General features: G+C 38.9%; 12 protein-coding genes. 11 read left to right on the top strand and 1 reads right to left on the bottom strand.

Going from position 1 to position 18,194, the window contains the following annotated elements; all coding sequences use genetic code 11:
• The first annotated feature begins 3 nt into the window (after positions 1-3).
• From R2R28_RS00060 to R2R28_RS00010, 11 genes are all read left to right on the top strand, one after another.
• Positions 4-1,632, top strand: coding sequence for a RagB/SusD family nutrient uptake outer membrane protein (locus R2R28_RS00060; RefSeq protein WP_316823659.1), 1,629 nt, complete (start codon positions 4-6; stop codon positions 1,630-1,632).
• Between the two features lie 212 nt (positions 1,633-1,844).
• Complete coding sequence (locus R2R28_RS00055; protein ID WP_316823658.1) at positions 1,845-2,894, top strand: M57 family metalloprotease; 1,050 nt, start codon at positions 1,845-1,847, stop codon at positions 2,892-2,894.
• A 215-nt stretch (positions 2,895-3,109) separates the two neighbouring features.
• Entirely contained in the window at positions 3,110-4,066 is a 957-nt protein-coding gene (locus R2R28_RS00050; RefSeq protein WP_316823657.1) for an endo-beta-N-acetylglucosaminidase H, read from the top strand.
• A 365-nt stretch (positions 4,067-4,431) separates the two neighbouring features.
• On the top strand, positions 4,432-6,120 hold the full coding sequence (locus R2R28_RS00045) for an SPOR domain-containing protein (RefSeq protein ID WP_316823656.1): 1,689 nt from the start codon (positions 4,432-4,434) through the stop codon (positions 6,118-6,120).
• Complete coding sequence (locus R2R28_RS00040) at positions 6,120-6,824, top strand: MotA/TolQ/ExbB proton channel family protein (protein WP_316823655.1); 705 nt, start codon at positions 6,120-6,122, stop codon at positions 6,822-6,824. Before R2R28_RS00045 ends, R2R28_RS00040 begins: the two co-directional genes overlap by 1 nt.
• Positions 6,824-7,225, top strand: coding sequence for an ExbD/TolR family protein (locus R2R28_RS00035; protein WP_025144642.1), 402 nt, complete (start codon positions 6,824-6,826; stop codon positions 7,223-7,225). The genes R2R28_RS00040 and R2R28_RS00035 overlap by 1 nt, the downstream gene beginning before the upstream one ends.
• Positions 7,225-8,064, top strand: a complete 840-nt coding sequence (locus tag R2R28_RS00030) for an energy transducer TonB (protein WP_316823654.1) — start codon at positions 7,225-7,227, stop codon at positions 8,062-8,064. Before R2R28_RS00035 ends, R2R28_RS00030 begins: the two co-directional genes overlap by 1 nt.
• A 332-nt stretch (positions 8,065-8,396) precedes the next feature.
• Positions 8,397-9,686 (top strand): folylpolyglutamate synthase/dihydrofolate synthase family protein, encoded by a 1,290-nt coding sequence (locus tag R2R28_RS00025; protein ID WP_316823653.1) that lies wholly within the window; start codon positions 8,397-8,399, stop codon positions 9,684-9,686.
• Positions 9,687-9,753: 67 nt separating this feature from the next.
• Positions 9,754-11,412 (top strand): alkaline phosphatase PafA, encoded by a 1,659-nt coding sequence (gene pafA, locus R2R28_RS00020; RefSeq protein ID WP_316823652.1) that lies wholly within the window; start codon positions 9,754-9,756, stop codon positions 11,410-11,412.
• A gap of 662 nt (positions 11,413-12,074) precedes the next feature.
• Positions 12,075-15,491 (top strand): methylmalonyl-CoA mutase family protein, encoded by a 3,417-nt coding sequence (locus R2R28_RS00015; protein ID WP_316823651.1) that lies wholly within the window; start codon positions 12,075-12,077, stop codon positions 15,489-15,491.
• The gene (locus R2R28_RS00010) at positions 15,492-16,415 is read left to right on the top strand and encodes an MBL fold metallo-hydrolase (RefSeq protein WP_316823650.1); all 924 of its coding nucleotides are present in this window, start codon (positions 15,492-15,494) and stop codon (positions 16,413-16,415) included.
• Between the two features lie 276 nt (positions 16,416-16,691).
• On the opposite strand, the gene R2R28_RS00005 is transcribed toward R2R28_RS00010, so the two are convergent.
• Positions 16,692-17,672 (bottom strand): acyl-ACP desaturase, encoded by a 981-nt coding sequence (locus R2R28_RS00005; protein ID WP_316823649.1) that lies wholly within the window; start codon positions 17,670-17,672, stop codon positions 16,692-16,694.
• Positions 17,673-18,194: the final 522 nt, after the last annotated feature.

Genomic DNA, 18,194 nt, shown 5'->3' with positions numbered 1-18,194 from the left:
ATCATGAAACGTATTAATTTCATATCCAAATATATCTTATCAGGTACGCTTATTCTTTTTGCTACTTCCTGCAAGAAGAACTTTGAAGAATACAATACCAGCAATTTAGCTGTAGACATTAATATGGAAACCACATTTAAACATATACAAATGGGGGTTTACAATTTCTCTGGTGGTGGCGACCCCAATTCGTATCAATTGCAACAAAATTTAAACTCCGATTGTTATTCGGGCTATTTTATGAGTCAGATCAATTTTGCAAGCGGTAACAATAACCTAAATTATGCTTTGGTATCAGGTTGGAATACAGAACCTTTTAAAGTTGGTTATTTAGACATTATGCGCTACGTAGATATCCTTAAAGGACAAGCTGTTGATACTAAATATCCTGGGGTATGGGCTATTGCACAGATTTTAAAAGTAGAAGGCATGCATCGGGTAACCGACATTTATGGGCCTATTCCCTACAGCAAAGTTGGTCCTTTAACCGATGGCGCCACAGGGGTACCATATGATAGCCAAAAAGAGGTATACAATAGCTTTTTCGCAGATTTAGATGCTGCTACCGCCGCACTAAAAGCCTTTATTGCCAGTGGTAAATCTTTGCCCTTTGATTTTTCTAAAATGGATTTGGTTTATGGCTCAAATAAAGGTACAGAATTCGAAAACTGGTTACGCTTTGCAAATTCACTACGGTTAAGGCTGGCCATAAGGACTGCAAAAGTAGATCCGGCTTTAGCAAAACTACAAGGTGAAAAAGCTTTGGATCCTGCTAACGGAGGAGTAATTACCGATAATAACCAAATTGTAAAAGTAAGCGTACCCAATGGAAACTTCAGTAATCCCTTGGTTTTTATTTCGCAAACCTGGGCAAATATCTGTATAGGTGCATCTATCCAAACGTATATGAGTGGCTTTAACGATCCCCGTATTGGAAAATACATGGATAAATCAACTGATGCGGCTTCTAACGGAGAATATAAAGGTATCCGTATCGGATCTGATGTAGGTGCTTTCAAGTATGAAAAATATTCTACACTCAATTTTAAAGATGGAACACCATCGTATACCTTAAAAACCGCACCAGTATTAATGACTGCAGCTGAAGTATATTTTTTACGTTCAGAAGCGGCACTAAGGGGCTGGAGCAATACCAATGGTACCGCACAGGCACTTTACGAACAAGGTATACAAACTTCATTTGCACAATGGGGAGTTAGTGCATCCACTTATTTAGCAGATGCAACAAGCACCCCTGCGGCTTATGTTGATCCTTTAAATGCTGCGAATAATGCCCCTGTACCTTCAACAATTACTGTTAAATGGGATGAGGGTGCAGGAAATGAACAAAAGCTGGAACGTATCATCACCCAAAAATGGATAGCAAATTTCCCGGAAGGACAGGAAGCATGGAGCGAATTCCGTAGAACAGGATACCCTAAATTATTGCCTGTTGTTAAAAATAACAGTGGTGGTTCTATTTCAACTACGGTTCAGATTAGGAGATTGCCATTTTCTCAGAACGAATATAGCACCAATAGTACTGAAGTACAAAAAGCAGTTTCATTGTTATCCGGACCAGACAATGGAGGCACCAGATTATGGTGGGATTTGGATAAAACGAATTTCTAACACACAAATACCCCAGGTAGGATGACGCAAGTTATCCTACCTTTTTTATATCAACCAGTTTCTAACCAAGATTTTAAGCCTATGCGAAAACCGATGTGCCGATAATGACAATAATCAGTAATATAAGCTGACTGTCGACTCCATCTTACAATTTATTCTGTACGAAATAAATTATTCACTATTAACAATTATCTTATCTAATAACTCTTAACATGAAAAAACAAAATTCAATCATTTTTAATAGAATATTCTTCAGTATCATCCTATTTACTATTTTATTTGCCAGCTGCAAACGTGAAGCCGAGGTTTACACACCACAATCAGAAGAAAAAGCCATCAAGCTTGCTGTTTTAAAAAATGGTTTTGACACTACCGGAATGAAAGATCTGGGAAAATATATGTTAGTTGAAGGTGATATATTATTAACTAAAATATCATTACTTTCAACAACACCAAGACAGGCCTACCAAAACAACAATTCATTAGTAGACAGAACAAAGCAAAAAAACATTACCATTAGAATTGATGATAGCGTACCCACAGATGGGGGTCGGCTCGATTGGCGTAATGAAGTTTCGCAAGCCATTACCGAGTATAATAATTTGTATACAAATTTAGAGCTCTCACTAGTGACCACCCCAACGGCTGATATAACAATAAGATTAGGAACTGAAGACCCTACATTTAATCTAAACATGGGTACTGGTACAATTGCAGCTGCCGGTCTTCCTTCAAATGGGAATCCGTTTCATTCAATTGTTATAAATAGCAATTATGTTAATATCCCCAGCAGTAGCACAAAAAAATATAATCTAGTACACGAAATAGGCCATTGTATTGGATTCAGACATACAAATTGGCAAGTTAGATCTGAATCACCAGCACTGGGCATTGGAAATTCACCAAACACAGGCAGCAATCCTGATGCATCTTCTGTTTTTAATGGAGGTACAGCGTTAAATTCATGGAGTGGTTTTAGTATTTGGGATCGAGATGCAATAACCATACTATACCCAAAGTTTCGTGCTAAAATCACAAATTATCCTGCCCAACCTACCTCTGGTATCCCTTATACTTTTGGTATAGATGCAAACATACCAATTACCTCATACCATTGGGAAAATGGAGGCGGTTATGTAATAGGATCAAGAGAAAACCCAACTGCCACCATATATTGCGGGAATCCTGCAACTTTTGTAATTTATTGTACAGTTATAAATATATACGGTGAAAAAATAGACATATATCATTCTCCTTTTTAATTGATATTACTAACGAATTTATATAATTAATAAGCTTATTTCTAACCAAAATTTAAACCTATGAGAAAACCTGTCGTTTCCAGCGTTCTGCCGTTAACGGTTCTTACCTTGTTTATGCATAAAAAGCAGTAAAATACCAATACCTGTTTATATTAAATCCGTTTGTAGCGGTTGTATGAGCAATATCAATTTCTAACCAATTTAAAATCAAGATTATGACAACTACCAAATTGTTAAACACCACAATGGCACTGGCACTCTTTTTAACCGTTTCTATCAGCGGGTGCAAGAAAAAAGACATTACTCAGGAAGATTCCTTAACCGGTCCTTCTAAAAAAGAATCGACAGCATCTGCCTCTGCAATCGGTGTAACCGGTCCAAAAGGGGTATGTTATGTAGAAGTAAACAATGCCGATATCAGGAATGTTGGAAAATACAAACTTTCTTCAGGGCAACAACTGTTTGATATTGCGATTATTTTTGCTGCCAATATCAATTACAATACCTCAACCCAAAAAGCCGAACTATTTTTCAACACCAATGTTTCTAACGTTTTAACCAATAAAACAACTTATATCAAACCACTACAGGATAAAGGCATTAAGGTTTTACTCTCTATTTTGGGTAATCACCAGGGCGCTGGCTTTTGTAATTTCACTTCACAGGCTTCAGCGCAGGCTTTTGCACAGCAGCTGGCCAATGCGGTTAATACTTACGGCTTAGATGGTATCGATTTCGATGATGAATACGCAGAATATGGTAATAATGGTACCGGACAACCAAATTCCAGTTCATTTGTATATCTCGTGACAGCGTTAAGGCAACTACTGCCAAATAAAATCATTTCTTTCTACTTTTATGGTCCTGCTGCTTCAAGGTTATCTTACAATGGTGTTACTGTTGGCTCAAAAGTAAATTATAGCTGGAATGCCATTTATGGAAGTTATTCGGTACCAAATGTACCAGGGTTAGCCAAAGCAAACCTTGGTCCTGCAGCAGTTGATATACAAGCAACAAGCTCGTCTACAGCAGCATCTTTAGCCACACAGACCGTTAACAATGGTTATGGAATTTACTTGTATTACAATTTACCAAATAGTGATGTGCACACTTATTTATCGAGCATATCAAGCAATTTATATGGTGGTAAAAACACCACATATACACCATAATTTATAAAAGCCATCATTTAACTTTTATATTTTACAACCAATCAATGTTAACCGCTACAAACACTTTTCAGTAGGGCGACTTAGATCGCCCTACTTTTTTTAAACAAAATTTCGGCACCAAAACTTACCATTCCGGCATTATATCGATTTAGCCATTTGCTTACTAGCATACCATTCCTATCTTTGTAACCGTTATCTTTGCAGGGATGCAGGTATTGGTTAATCAACTGGTGAATTTTCGTGGTTGAAATAACGGAACTGTATTCGTTTTGTCCCCTTTTTGGAGTAGGATGTATAAATACACCCGCAGACACTATTTGAAGGTAGAATATAATTTTTAATTTTAAACGCTTAATTTTACCCGAATGGATATCTTATCATACCTTTTAGAACTCTTGCAGCAACGCAAAGAAGTTGGTATTACCGGCTTGGGCACCTTTTATAAAAAGAAATACCCGGGAAGATACGATAAGGAAAAACAGACTTTTTTACCTCCGGGATATACCCTCCAGTTTTCAAGCGGGTTAACCGAAGAGCAGGCCCTGGCAGATTTTATTGCTGCGAAGCGGAATATCTCTACCGAAAGCGCCAATTATTACATCACACAGTTTGCCGAGGAAGTAAACCAGAAACTGGAAATAGACCATGAGATTGAATTAGAAAATACAGGTCGTTTATTTTTTACCGAACAGGGATTAAGTTTTGAACCGGTTAAAAACATGAACTATGGTTCTGAATTTTATGGCTTACCTTCCTTGCCAGAAACCTCAACTGAAGAACTAAAAACTGATTTACCAAAAGAAGAGGAAGAAGTATTCGACGAAATTGCCGAGGCACCAGTTACAACTTCCCCATTTGAGAATAAATCTTATCATCACCCGGTAATCGAAAATGTAGAACTGGATGAGGTTAAAGATGATCTTAAACATACTTTACAACATTCAGAAAGCCCTGCAGAGGAAGTTACCGAAGCACCTGAATTTATCAGGGAACAGCATGAAGAACATCCAAACCGTTTTGGCCACACGCCAGAATCGGAAGTAGAAAATATTGAAGCCGAGCATCAGGCTGTTGAAACTACTCAAACTGATGAAAATGCGCATCAAGAGGATAAAACAGAACCTGTAGTAATTAATGCGGTTGAAGAAACCAATGTGGTTGAGGTTCCTCAATCGATAGTGGAACAGCATGAAGAAAACCCTGACCGCTTTGGCCATACACCAGAAGCCGAAGTAGAAAATATTGCTGAAGCACCTGTTGAAACAACAATTCCTAAAACGGTTACGCCACAACAAGAATATTCAAGCCGTTTTTCATTAAGACCGGAAACTGATGAACCAAAAACTTATGTCCACTTAGAAGACGAAGTTAAAGCAGAAGAACCTGTAATAGAAGCCCCTGCATTTATTAAGGAGCAACATGCCGAACATCCGAACCGTTTTGGTCACGACCCGATTATACACGATCAGGAACCACCACAGGGCATGTCTGCCTGGTTAAAGGTAACCATCATCATTTTAATTCTGGTGATTATTGCCGCCATTACCTATTTGGTTAAGCCAGACTTATTTACAGGCCAAAGTACTCCTGCAAAAGCAACACCAGCAGTTATCGATTCTCCAAGAGTAGCCATCGATTCGGCAAAAATAAAACAAGATTCTATCGCCAAAACTGATAGCATTTTAAAAGCCAATCAGGTTCAGAAAAAAGCAGATACGGTAAAAAAAGCAGTGATTAAAACTGTAGAGAAACCAGTAGTTGCTCCACCGGTTGAAAAACCAAAAGAAGATAAAATTGTACCAAACACCGGTCCTTCTACGTTTTATGTTATTGCAGCATCATTTCAATCAGAGAAAAAAGCGCTTGTATTTATCAAACAAATGGAGAAAATAGGTTTAAAAGCTGAAATAGCAACCGTACCCGGCCGTTTAAAAAAGGTGAGCATAGCGAGTTTTACTACTGAAAAAGAAGCTAAAGAACAAAAAGATATTTTAGAGAAAAAACTTAAAGGAAAAGGATATTTCGTACAACAAAAACACAACACACAACCATAATGATAACTTTATTAATTCAGGACACCACACAAGCATTACAAGACACCGCAAATGCGGTTAACCAAGCGGTAACCCAACCACAGCCACAATTACGTTTTATCGACCTTCTTTTTAAGGGCGGCTGGGTAATGGTCCCATTGGCTTTTCTTGCTTTTTTAGCCTTGTTTATTTTTGTTGAACGCTATTTAACTATAAAAAAAGCCACCAAGGATGAAGCAAACCTTATGGGACAGATCAGATCCTACATTCAGTCTGGAAATTTAGATGGTGCCATGTCGCTTTTAAGAAATAATAACTCACCACTTTCTCGTATGTTACAAAAAGGTTTAAAACGTATCGGTCGCCCGATTAAAGATATTGAGGGTGCGATCGAAAACGTGGGTAAACTGGAAGTTTCTAAATTAGAGAAGAACATCAGCATATTGGGTATAGTAGCCGGTATTGCACCGATGCTTGGTTTCGTAGGAACGATTGTGGGGGTAATTACCATCTTCCACCAGGTATCTATTAAAGGTGCGATCGAAATCGGTACCATTTCTGGCGGTTTATATACTAAAATGATCACCTCTGCAACCGGACTGATTATTGGTATTATTGCTTACGTACTGTATCACATTTTAAACATCATGGTGGAGAAAATCATCCTTAAAATGGAAACCGATGCAATTGATTTTATTGATTTACTAGAAGAACCGGGCAAATAATGAATTTACGCAAAAGAACAAAAGGATCGGTAGAAGTACACACTTCAGCGTTGAACGATATTATGTTCTTCCTGATGCTGTTTTTCTTATTGGCCTCTGCTGTGGTAAATCCTACGGTAGTAAAACTGTTGTTGCCACAATCATCAAGCGGACAACAATCAACAGCAAAAAAAGCCGTTACGGTTACGATAGACGAAAACCTTAAATATTTCGTTGAAAAAAAACCGGTTAGCATTGAGGAATTAGAACCAACATTGGCATCATACCAAAAACTGGCACCAGATATGACCATTCTTTTATATGTATCGCGGAACGTTACTTATCAGGATGGATTTGTGGTAAATGATATTGCCAACAAATTAAAATTGAAACTTGTTGTAGCCGTTGAGCCTAAAAAATAATGAACTACAAAGCACAAAACGTACCTAACGAGGAAAATAATTACCCAAAAGCCATTGCTATAGCAAGTGGTATTATGGGCTTTTTATTGTTGATCAGCTTTTTTATTGTGATTGGTTCTTTCCAGCCACCAGAGGAAGTGGGTATGGGCGGTATGGTGGTTAATTATGGAACTTCTGCCGAAGGGATGGGTGATGATTATACCAGCATTGAAGAACCATCTGCAGATCCAAACGCGAACGGTAAACCGCCCGAAAAAGTAACACCTGAAGAAAAAGTTACCCCAACCACATCTACAGAGAGCAGCGATAAGGAAGTGCAGACACAAAATACTGAAGATGCCATTGCCGTAAATACCAAACCCACAAAACCGACTAAGGCAGCACCAACCCCGGTTACGGAAGATAAACCTGCCAAACCCGTAATCAATCAGAATGCGCTTTATAAGGGTAAAAAGAATACCGGCCAGGGGCAAGGTGATGGAACAGGAAACACGCCTGGAAACCAGGGCGATAAAGATGGTGATCCTTTAGCTTCTAATTACGGCGAAGGTGGCTCTGGAAATGGCAATGTTCAGCTATCACTGGCCAGCAGAAAATTTATTGATATCCCAAGAATCCAGGATGATGGACAAAGTGCAGGTAAAATTGCCGTTCAGATCCGTGTAGATAAGAACGGTAAGGTTGTTCAGGCCCGTGCAGGTGCAAAAGGCACCACCCTATCGGATTTAGCACTATGGAGAAAATGTGAACAGGCTGTATTAGGCGCTAGCTTAAACAAACTGGAATCTGCTCCGGATGTACAAACCGGCATTGTGATGTTCAACTTTAAAGTAAAGTAAAAATATCCATGGTCTGTGTTCTCACAGACCATCAAAGTCTATTTGTGCTGTCAGATATTACTTACTATCTGACAGAGGACTTATCTCCTATCTAGCAATGATATCAAAATTTTCGACAAACAATTATTACCAATATAACCTGTTTACCAATCAGATGGTAACATCTGACTGCACATTCAGCGCATCATCTCCATGGTCTGTGTCCTCACAAACCATCAAAGTCAATTAAAAACTTCAGAAGTTTCCGAACGTACAACCCGATTAAAACTTCTGAAGAAATCTTCTCATTTCGTTCCATAATAACTCAAGTCAACTTATATTTGACTGATATTATGAACTACCAAAAAACGCTTGATTTTTTATACAGTAAACTCCCAATGTTTACCCGCGTTGGCGCATCTGCTTTCAAAAAAGATTTAACCAATACCATCATTCTTTGCGAAGCCCTGGATAATCCGCAGGATAAATTTAAAAGTATCCATGTAGCAGGTACAAATGGCAAAGGATCAACATCGCACATGCTGGCTTCGGTATTACAGGCTCAGGGATATAAAACAGGTTTATATACTTCACCGCATTTAAAAGATTTCCGCGAACGCATCCGCATCAACGGAAAAATGATCAGCAAAACCGAAGTGGTTTCTTTTGTAAAAGAGCAACAAAAACTCATCGAAAATACAGAGCCTTCATTCTTCGAAGTAACCGTTGCCCTGGCATTCGATCATTTTGCCAAACACAAGGTAGATGTAGCCGTAATTGAGGTGGGTTTAGGTGGAAGGTTAGATTCGACTAATATCATTACGCCACAAATTTCAGTCATCACCAACATCAGCCTCGATCATATGAATATGCTGGGCAATACACTTCCCGAAATTGCAAGTGAGAAAGCCGGCATCATTAAAAAAAATATCCCCGTGGTTATAGGCGAAACACAGCAAGAATCTGCACCGGTTTTTATTAAAAAAGCTCAAGCGGAAAATGCTCCTATTGTTTTTGCCGATGCAGTATTAACTGCCCGGGATTTTAAAATCAGGAATAATAAACTTTCCTTATCGGTTTATCAGGACGGTAAAATTAAATACAAAGATCTTCAAAGCGACCTTACCGGTGTTTATCAGCACAAAAACATTTTAACCGTTTTAGAAACCTTAGCGGTGCTAAACGAAAAAACAGCTATTAAAACCGAGCAGGAAAGCATTTACAAAGGGATCAGTCAGGTTAAAAAACAAACTGGTTTACAGGGGCGTTGGCAAACTTTGAGTAAAAACCCTTTGGTGATCTGCGATACCGGTCATAATGAAGCCGGAATTACCGAAGTAATCAAAAATATTGAACAAACGTCCTACCAAAACCTGCACATTGTTTTTGGAATGGTAAATGACAAGGATATTTCCAAAGTTTTATCATTAATGCCTAAAAATGCCACCTATTATTTTTGTAAACCAGATTTAGAACGTGGTTTACCGGCCAATTCATTAAAAGAACAGGCAGCAATTTATCAATTAAACGGAAGTAGCTATGCATCAGTTGCCGAAGCAAAAGAAAACGCCATACAAGCAGCCAATGTTAAAGATTTGGTTTTTATCGGCGGAAGCACGTTTGTAGTGGCCGAAGCGATATAAAATCTTTACATAAACTTCAAAGTAGCTTTACCTAAATTGATTACTTTAGCCCTTTAACTAAAACATAATGAAGAAAATTTCCCATTTAATCTTTTCCATTTCTATTTTATCAATCTCTCTCTCTTCCGCTCAGACTAAAAAACCCACAAGCGCTCAACCTAAAGCATTTCCTGCAGAAGTTGCCCGTCCTAAACTGGTGGTTGGCTTAGTTGTTGATCAAATGCGTTGGGATTATTTATACCGTTATTACAACCGCTATACCAATGGTGGTTTCAAAAGATTGATTAATGAAGGTTTCTCTGTAGAAAATACATTTATTCCTTATACCCCTACTTATACGGCTTGTGGCCATACCTGCATTTACACAGGTTCCGTTCCTGCTGTGCATGGTATTATCGGTAATGACTGGTACGACCCTGAAACCAAAAAAAATGTTTACTGTACAGAAGATTCTTCCGTATCAACTGTTGGCAGTACGCCATCTTCTGAAGGAAACATGTCGCCAAAAAATATGTTAACCACCACCATTACCGATGAACTAAGGTTAGCCACAAATTTTAGAGGGAAAGTAATTGGGATTTCATTAAAAGATAGAGGTTCGATTCTTCCTGCTGGTCATGCTGCAAATGCGGCATATTGGTATCAGGGCAGTACCGGAAACTGGATTACCAGCACTTATTATATGAAAGAAGTGCCAACCTGGATTGCCGATTACAATAAACTGAAACTGGCAAACAAGTTTTACGCTAAAAACTGGGAAACTTTATACCCTATCAATACCTACGTAAACAGCACAGCAGATGAGAAGGCTTACGAAGGCAAACAGAGTACATTTCCACACCAATTGACCCAAAACGTTGATAAAAATTTCGACGCCATCAGAAGTACACCTTATGGCAATACCATCACTTTGGATCTTGCTAAATTAGCCATCCTTTCTGAAGATTTAGGTCAGGATAACATTACCGATTTCTTAGCAGTTAGCTGCTCATCTACCGATTATGTTGGTCATGCTTATGGTCCGAATTCAGTAGAAGCAGAAGATACCTATTTACGTTTAGATAAAGATTTCGAAGAGTTTTTCAACTACCTGGATAAAAAAGTGGGTAAAGGCAATTACACTGTATTTTTAACCGCTGATCATGGTGCTGCACATGTACCCGGCTTTATGCAGGAAAATAAATTGCCCTCAGGCGTAGTGAGCGACCGAGATATTGCAAATAAATTAAACACTTACCTAAATGATAAATTTAAGGTGAATAACGTGGTTTTAAAATCACAAAACAACCAGATCATTTTTGATCATGCTAAAACTGATAAAAGTGATATCAGTTTTGATGTGATTAAATCAGCATCTGTAGAATTTTTAAAAAGGCTAGATGGTTTCCAAAACGCAGTTGATATTGCTAAAATATCACAGTCTACCCTTCAGGAAATTCAGAAAAAGATGATCACCAATGGTTACAATGCCCGTAGAAGTGGCGATATCTATTATGTTTTACAGCCAAACTGGTTTAACGGCGGCAGCACAGGTACTACCCACGGTAACTGGAATCCTTATGATTCGCACATCCCATTGGTTTTTATGGGCTGGGGAATTAAACCTGGCGCAACAAACAAAATGCACTACATGACCGATATTGCACCAACACTGGCCGCACTGCTCCATATCCAAACACCAAGCGGAACAGTCGGAGAACCGATCACAGAGATTACAAACAAATAAATTTAAAAAACTATGCCCACCAGCATAGTTTTTTTGTTTTTACTGAAATCGTCACCTCAACCGAAGCGGAGAGATCTATCTTGGCAAACCTCAAAAAAGCACCGTCATTGCGAGGTACGAAGCAATCTTAATGCATTCGCCAGGTAGCGATCGATGTAAGATTGCTTCTTCGGCTGAAAAAGCCTCCTCGCAATGACGACTTTTCGTGGTTATCACTGGATTAAACGCACCGTCATCCCGATCCGTTAGCTATCGGATGAAGCGTAGCGGAATGGAGAGATCTATCTTGACAGATTTAGCTTTGCTGAGCGCTTACGTGGTTCTCGACTTCGTTGCACCCTATAGCTATCGAATGCATTTCAGGGCCTGTTTTGTAGGAAAGATGCTGATCCCGAAGATTCGGGACAGCATGACGATCGCCTTGGACAAGGAGCAAAAATTAATCATTATAAATAACCATCAATCGAACCAGGGAATTTGCCATTTACGATAATAATGGTTATTTACTCCAGTTCGGACAGGATTTATAACTGAACCAAAAGCCATAACGGTATAGGGTATTCATGCGTTAAGCTGCATATTTTAGTACATTTGCATACCAAATATATTTGGAAAACAAGGATTGATTACCAGTGCAAAACCGATCCTTTAAATCCCATAGTATGCAACAAGTAGAAATCTATAAGCCTAAAAATAAAATCCGTTTTGTAACCGCTGCTTCTCTTTTCGACGGACACGACGCCACCATCAACATCATGCGCCGTATCCTTCAATCTTCAGGAGCAGAAGTCATTCATCTTGGCCATAATCGATCTGTTGATGAAGTGGTAAACTGTGCCATTCAGGAAGATGTTCAGGGTATCGCCATGACTTCTTACCAGGGCGGACATATCGAATATTTTAAATACATGTACGATCTTTTGCAAGAAAGAGGCTCAGGCCATATTAAGATATTTGCAGGAGGCGGCGGTGTAATCTTACCTTCAGAAATTGAAGAACTCCAGGCTTACGGAATTTCTAAAATCTATTCACCTGATGATGGCCGTAAAATGGGCTTGCAGGGCATGATCAATGATATGCTGATCCAAACGGATTTCGTTACCAAATCCCATATCACCAACGAGTTGGAAACCATTCCGACCAAAGATATTAAAGCCATTGCAGGAGCCATTACCGTTGCGGAAAATGATCCCGAAGGTGCCCAGAAATTTGTAGATGAATTAAAGAAACTCTCAAAAAATAACACTGCCCCCATTTTAGGGATTACCGGAACCGGCGGGGCCGGAAAATCATCGCTGGTAGATGAACTGGTACGCCGTTTTTTGGTAGAAGTGAAAGATAAAACCTTAGCGATTATCTCTGTTGATCCTTCCAAAAGGAAAACAGGAGGTGCTTTATTAGGCGACCGTATTCGCATGAATGCCATTAACAATCCCAGGGTTTACATGCGTTCTTTAGCCACTCGACAGGCAAACCTTGCCCTATCGAAAAATGTACAGGAAAGTATCGATATCTGCAAAGCCGCCGGTTACGATTTAATCATTGTAGAAACTTCAGGTATTGGCCAATCGGATACCGAAATTACCGAGCATTGCGATGTTTCACTCTATGTAATGACGCCAGAATTTGGTGCCGCTACACAGCTCGAAAAAATCGATATGTTAGATTTTGCCGATTTGGTGGCCATCAATAAATTTGATAAAAGAGGTGCTTTGGATGCTTTACGTGATGTGCGCAAACAATACAAACGCAACCACAATATTTTCGATGCCAAGGATGATGAAATCCCCGTTTATGGTACCATGGCTTCTCAATTTAATGATCCGGGCATGAATAACCTGTTCGTGGCCTTAATGGAGCAGATTAAATTAAAAACAGGAACTGACTTTAAGGCCAAAATGGAATTAACTTCCGACCAGTCCGAAAAAATCTATATTATTCCGCCCGATCGTATCCGCTATTTGGCAGAAATTGCCGAAGCAAGCCAAATGTATAGCGAATGGGTAGATAAACAGACAACCATTGCCCGTAAAATGTATCAGCTCAAAGGTGTAATCGATTTATTAAACGATACTAATTCCCCTCTTTCAGAGAGACTGCTCCGGCATGACGGAGGGTCTCCGCAGGACGGGGTGTCAAAAAGCCTAAATGCAACTTATACTTTCTTCGAAGAACAATTAGATGGCGAATGCAGACGTTTACTCCGCCAGTGGCCAGATACCAAAAGGGCCTATAAAGAAGAATTTTTCATTTATAAAGTCCGTGATAAAGAAATTAAGCAACCCTTATTTTACGAATCTCTTTCCAAACTGAACATTCCGAAAGTTTCTTTACCGAGATACGAAGATTGGGGCGATATTTTAAGGTGGTTATTAACCGAAAACCTGCCCGGCGAATTCCCTTATGCTGCAGGTGTATTTCCGCTAAAAAGAGAAGGCGAAGATCCGACAAGAATGTTTGCAGGAGAAGGTGGCCCTGAAAGGACCAATAAACGTTTTCATTATGTGTCTCTAGGACAGCCTGCACACCGCTTATCTACCGCATTTGATTCCGTTACCCTTTATGGCGAAGATCCACATGTTCGACCTGATATTTATGGCAAAATTGGCAACTCGGGTGTGAGTATTGCCACTTTGGATGATGCCAAAAAACTCTATTCCGGTTTTGATCTTTGTGCGCCGTCAACCTCTGTATCCATGACGATTAACGGCCCAGCTCCAATGTTACTGGGCTTTTTCATGAATGCGGCAATCGATCAGCAATGTGAAAAATACATCATCGAAAATGATTTAACCGAAGAGGTTAAGGCCAAAATCGATTCCATTTACAAGGCAAAAAAAATTGAAAAACCTTCATACAATGGTGCTTTACCAGAAGGAAATAATGGCTTAGGTTTAATGCTTTTAGGCGTAACGGGAGATCAGGTTTTACCCGCCGAAGTTTATGCGCAAATCAGGGCTAAAGCCATCAGCTCGGTTAGGGGAACTGTTCAGGCTGATATCTTAAAAGAAGATCAGGCGCAGAATACCTGTATTTTTTCTACCGAATTTGCCCTAAGGATGATGGGCGATATCCAGAAATATTTCATTGATGAAAAGGTCAGGAATTTTTATTCCGTGTCCATTTCAGGTTATCACATTGCCGAAGCAGGTGCCAATCCCATTTCTCAGCTTGCTTTTACCCTAAGTAATGGTTTTACCTTCGTAGAGTATTATTTAAGCAGAGGCATGCATATCGATGATTTTGCTCCTAACCTATCTTTCTTCTTCTCTAATGGAATCGACCCAGAATATGCCGTTATTGGCCGCGTAGCCAGAAGAATCTGGGCCAAGGCCATCAAGAACAAATACAAGGGAAATGATCGCTCACAGAAGCTTAAATACCATATTCAAACTTCTGGTCGTTCTTTACATGCCCAGGAAATCGATTTTAACGATATCCGTACTACTTTACAGGCTTTATATGCGATATATGATAATTGCAACTCATTACACACCAATGCTTACGATGAAGCCATTACTACGCCAACCGAAGAGTCGGTAAGAAGAGCGATGGCTATTCAGTTAATCATTAACAGAGAATTAGGCCTTGCCAAGAACGAAAATCCATTACAAGGTGCTTTTATTATCGAAGAGTTAACCGATTTGGTAGAAGATGCTGTACTTGCCGAATTTAAACGCATCAACGATCGTGGCGGCGTTTTAGGCGCCATGGAAACCATGTACCAGCGTGGAAAAATACAGGAGGAAAGTTTGTATTACGAAACCTTGAAACACACCGGCGAATATCCTATTGTGGGTGTAAATACCTTTTTAAATAAAAATGGTTCACCTACTATTGTTCCTGGTGAAGTAATCCGTGCCACAGAAGATGAAAAGCAGTACCAGATTTCGGCCTTACAAAAATTTCAGGATCGTAATGCAGATCGTTCAGCTGATGTTTTAAAACAACTTCAAAAATCGGCCATTGCAGGAGATAATATTTTTGACCAACTGATGGAGGTATGTAAAATCTGTTCATTAGGCCAGATCAGTAAGGCACTTTATGAGGTAGGTGGACAATATAGAAGAAACATGTAAATGAGAAACATATTATTACTTTTCATCATCTGCTTTTCCGGCCAAACCTGGGCACAGAAAATGCCAGGGTCTTCTTTTATGATGGTTTTAGGCGTTGCACAAGATGGTGGCTATCCACATATGGGTTGTCAGAAAAACTGTTGTAAAATGGCTTGGAAAGACGAAAAATTGAGAAGAAATGTCGTTTCACTTGCTTTAGTTGATCCCTTAACCAAAAAATGGTGGCTGTTTGAAGCTACTCCAGATATTAAAGCACAGCTTCAGGATTTTAGAGAAAAAACAAACAAAGTTTATCCTTACCTGCCAGAAGGCATATTTATTACCCATGCACACATCGGTCATTACACCGGACTGATGGAATTTGGACGGGAAGTAATGTCTACAAATGCTTTAAAGGTTTATGTACTTCCTAAATTAAAGTCTTTTCTCGAACAAAATGGTCCATGGAGCCAATTGGTCAAACTCAATAATATTAAGCTTGTAACTTTAACTGCCGACCAATCTATCGAGATAACCAGCAATAAAATAACGGCCTTTATGGTACCACATCGCGACGAGTTTTCGGAAACAGCTGGTTTCAAAATAGAAACACCTGCAAAAAAGTACCTCTTTATCCCTGACATTGATAAATGGAGCAAGTGGAATAAAAATATTATTGATGAAGTGAAAAAGGTAGATATTGCCATGATAGATGCTACCTTTTATAGCAATACCGAACTCGGCAACAGGCCAATCACCGAAGTGCCACATCCATTGGTAACCGAAACCGAAGAATTGTTCAGCAAAGAAGATCGTAACATTAAAAATAAAATCTTCCTGATCCATTTCAACCACACTAATCCATTGCTTTGGAATCTGAATACTCAAAAGCAAATTTTAAAAAATGGGTTCAACTTTGCGAAACAAGGTCAGATTTTTTATTAAATAAATCAATCATAAGGATGGCGTGGAGTTACATTACTAACGCAAACCTTTCATTATAAACCTGATAGTAGTGGATGCCGATTCTTCATCGGCTGGAACGAATAGCGGGACTGTTCCATCCCATAGAATACTGACATTCATTTCCAAAATCTAAAAGGGATTGCAAACGTCACTTATATTGATTTAATGATCAGATTAAACTTCAATATGATAGAGTACAGCCTACAAAAAAGCCCCGATGTAAAATCGGGGCTTCCATATATCTTTCAATTGCTATTATCCAGCAATCCAGCTAAATTTATAATCGATGGTTGGGTTTTTCATACGCTCTGCAACACGTAATAAACGCGACGGTAAAGCCATAATGTAATCGCGGGCTTTTTCACCAGCCTCATTTAAATCACGCATACCTTCAATTTTCCAGTCAACAATTAACTGCTGCATAATTTCAACATAATCAACCGCGGTATAAACGCCTAAACGTTGTGCAGCATCAGTAAAGTGACCAAAGGTTTGGCCAATCTTTAAACCTACTTCACGTAAAAAATGTGCAGGCATTACAATTTTTTGGCGCATCATATCTTCAAAAGCCAGCATTGCTTCATTAGGATCAACCTCGAAAATACGGTTCATGAAATCTTTATATGCTTTTGCATGTCTCGCTTCATCTGATGCAATTACACCGCACATTTTTGATAATAATGTATCACCATCCTTTTTAGCTAACGAAGCCACTCTCCTGTGTGAAATATTGGTTGCCATCTCCTGAAAAGAAGTATAGATAAAGTTACGGTAAGGATCATGCCCGGTACCGATATCAAAACCATCAGCAATCAGATATTGTGTAGAAATTTCCATTTGGCGCATATCTACACGACCAGACAGGTATAAATATTTATTTAACAGATCACCGTGACGGTTTTCTTCTGCAGTCCAGTGCCTGTTCCACTTCATCCAGCCACCATCTTCTTTCATACTTGGGCCTTGTACCATGGCTAACCACGATTCGTAAGTAGGTAAAGCTTCTTCTGTGATTGTATCACCAATTAATACCGCTACAAGATCATAAGAAAGGTCTTTTGCATTATCCCTTAATATCCTGATATCTTGATAAAATGAATCACTAGTAGAATCAGGGAGGAAATCAGACGGTTGCCAGTTAGTATCGATTGGTTTAAGATAGGTATCCATCATCTCCAGCATATACTTTTCAATATGCACCATTACTTCCCTTCTTTTATCTGCAAAAAAACTCATTATTCGTGTTTATATATTGTTAACAACAAAGATAACCAAATATTGCGGCAAACCTTATGATATTAACATATTTAGCACTAAATCAGTTTTAAATGTGACCAAAATCATTAAGATTAACCTAAATGTTTTAGTTCAGGCTTTTGGTCACATATTGAGTGTAAGTTGCATTCCATATTTTTTGATGATTTGGAGCGCCGTTTTTTGCATACTTAGGCCAGGTCCGTCATGATAGAAGATGTAAAACGGATGATGGAAGTGCTACTGCGCAAATCAGTGCCATCTGCGGCAACAAACCCTTAACTTTTCTTGACTCCTTAATGGTTTAGAAACATATGGCGCATTTAACACTAAGGATTTAAGGCTATCCAGAAATAATAAAACTTTAACTTTTCTTAACTCTTTAAAGGTTGGAGAAAACTAATGTACGCCCCTTAATGAATTTAATCAATGTATCCTGTGCTTTTAATGGTTCGACAAACTAGAACGGTTATAAACGAAGAAAACCCTTCAACATTTCTATTA

It is taken from the genome of Pedobacter miscanthi (genome assembly GCF_032678605.1).
GTDB classification, from domain to species: domain Bacteria; phylum Bacteroidota; class Bacteroidia; order Sphingobacteriales; family Sphingobacteriaceae; genus Pedobacter; species Pedobacter miscanthi_A.
The sequence above is the reverse complement of the archived record's forward strand: the minus strand, read 5'-3'. Positions and strand labels throughout refer to the sequence as shown.

Excerpts from the sequence above, each read along its gene's own strand:
- R2R28_RS00060 (WP_316823659.1), top strand. The coding sequence starts at position 4 with ATGAAACGTATTAATTTCATATCCAAATATATCTTATCAGGTACGCTT.
- R2R28_RS00055 (WP_316823658.1), top strand. The coding sequence starts at position 1,845 with ATGAAAAAACAAAATTCAATCATTTTTAATAGAATATTCTTCAGTATC.
- R2R28_RS00050 (WP_316823657.1), top strand. The coding sequence starts at position 3,110 with ATGACAACTACCAAATTGTTAAACACCACAATGGCACTGGCACTCTTT.
- R2R28_RS00045 (WP_316823656.1), top strand. The coding sequence starts at position 4,432 with ATGGATATCTTATCATACCTTTTAGAACTCTTGCAGCAACGCAAAGAA.
- R2R28_RS00040 (WP_316823655.1), top strand. The coding sequence starts at position 6,120 with ATGATAACTTTATTAATTCAGGACACCACACAAGCATTACAAGACACC.
- R2R28_RS00035 (WP_025144642.1), top strand. The coding sequence starts at position 6,824 with ATGAATTTACGCAAAAGAACAAAAGGATCGGTAGAAGTACACACTTCA.
- R2R28_RS00030 (WP_316823654.1), top strand. The coding sequence starts at position 7,225 with ATGAACTACAAAGCACAAAACGTACCTAACGAGGAAAATAATTACCCA.
- R2R28_RS00025 (WP_316823653.1), top strand. The coding sequence starts at position 8,397 with ATGAACTACCAAAAAACGCTTGATTTTTTATACAGTAAACTCCCAATG.
- pafA (WP_316823652.1), top strand. The coding sequence starts at position 9,754 with ATGAAGAAAATTTCCCATTTAATCTTTTCCATTTCTATTTTATCAATC.
- R2R28_RS00015 (WP_316823651.1), top strand. The coding sequence starts at position 12,075 with ATGCAACAAGTAGAAATCTATAAGCCTAAAAATAAAATCCGTTTTGTA.
- R2R28_RS00010 (WP_316823650.1), top strand. The coding sequence starts at position 15,492 with ATGAGAAACATATTATTACTTTTCATCATCTGCTTTTCCGGCCAAACC.
- R2R28_RS00005 (WP_316823649.1), bottom strand. The coding sequence starts at position 17,672 with ATGAGTTTTTTTGCAGATAAAAGAAGGGAAGTAATGGTGCATATTGAA.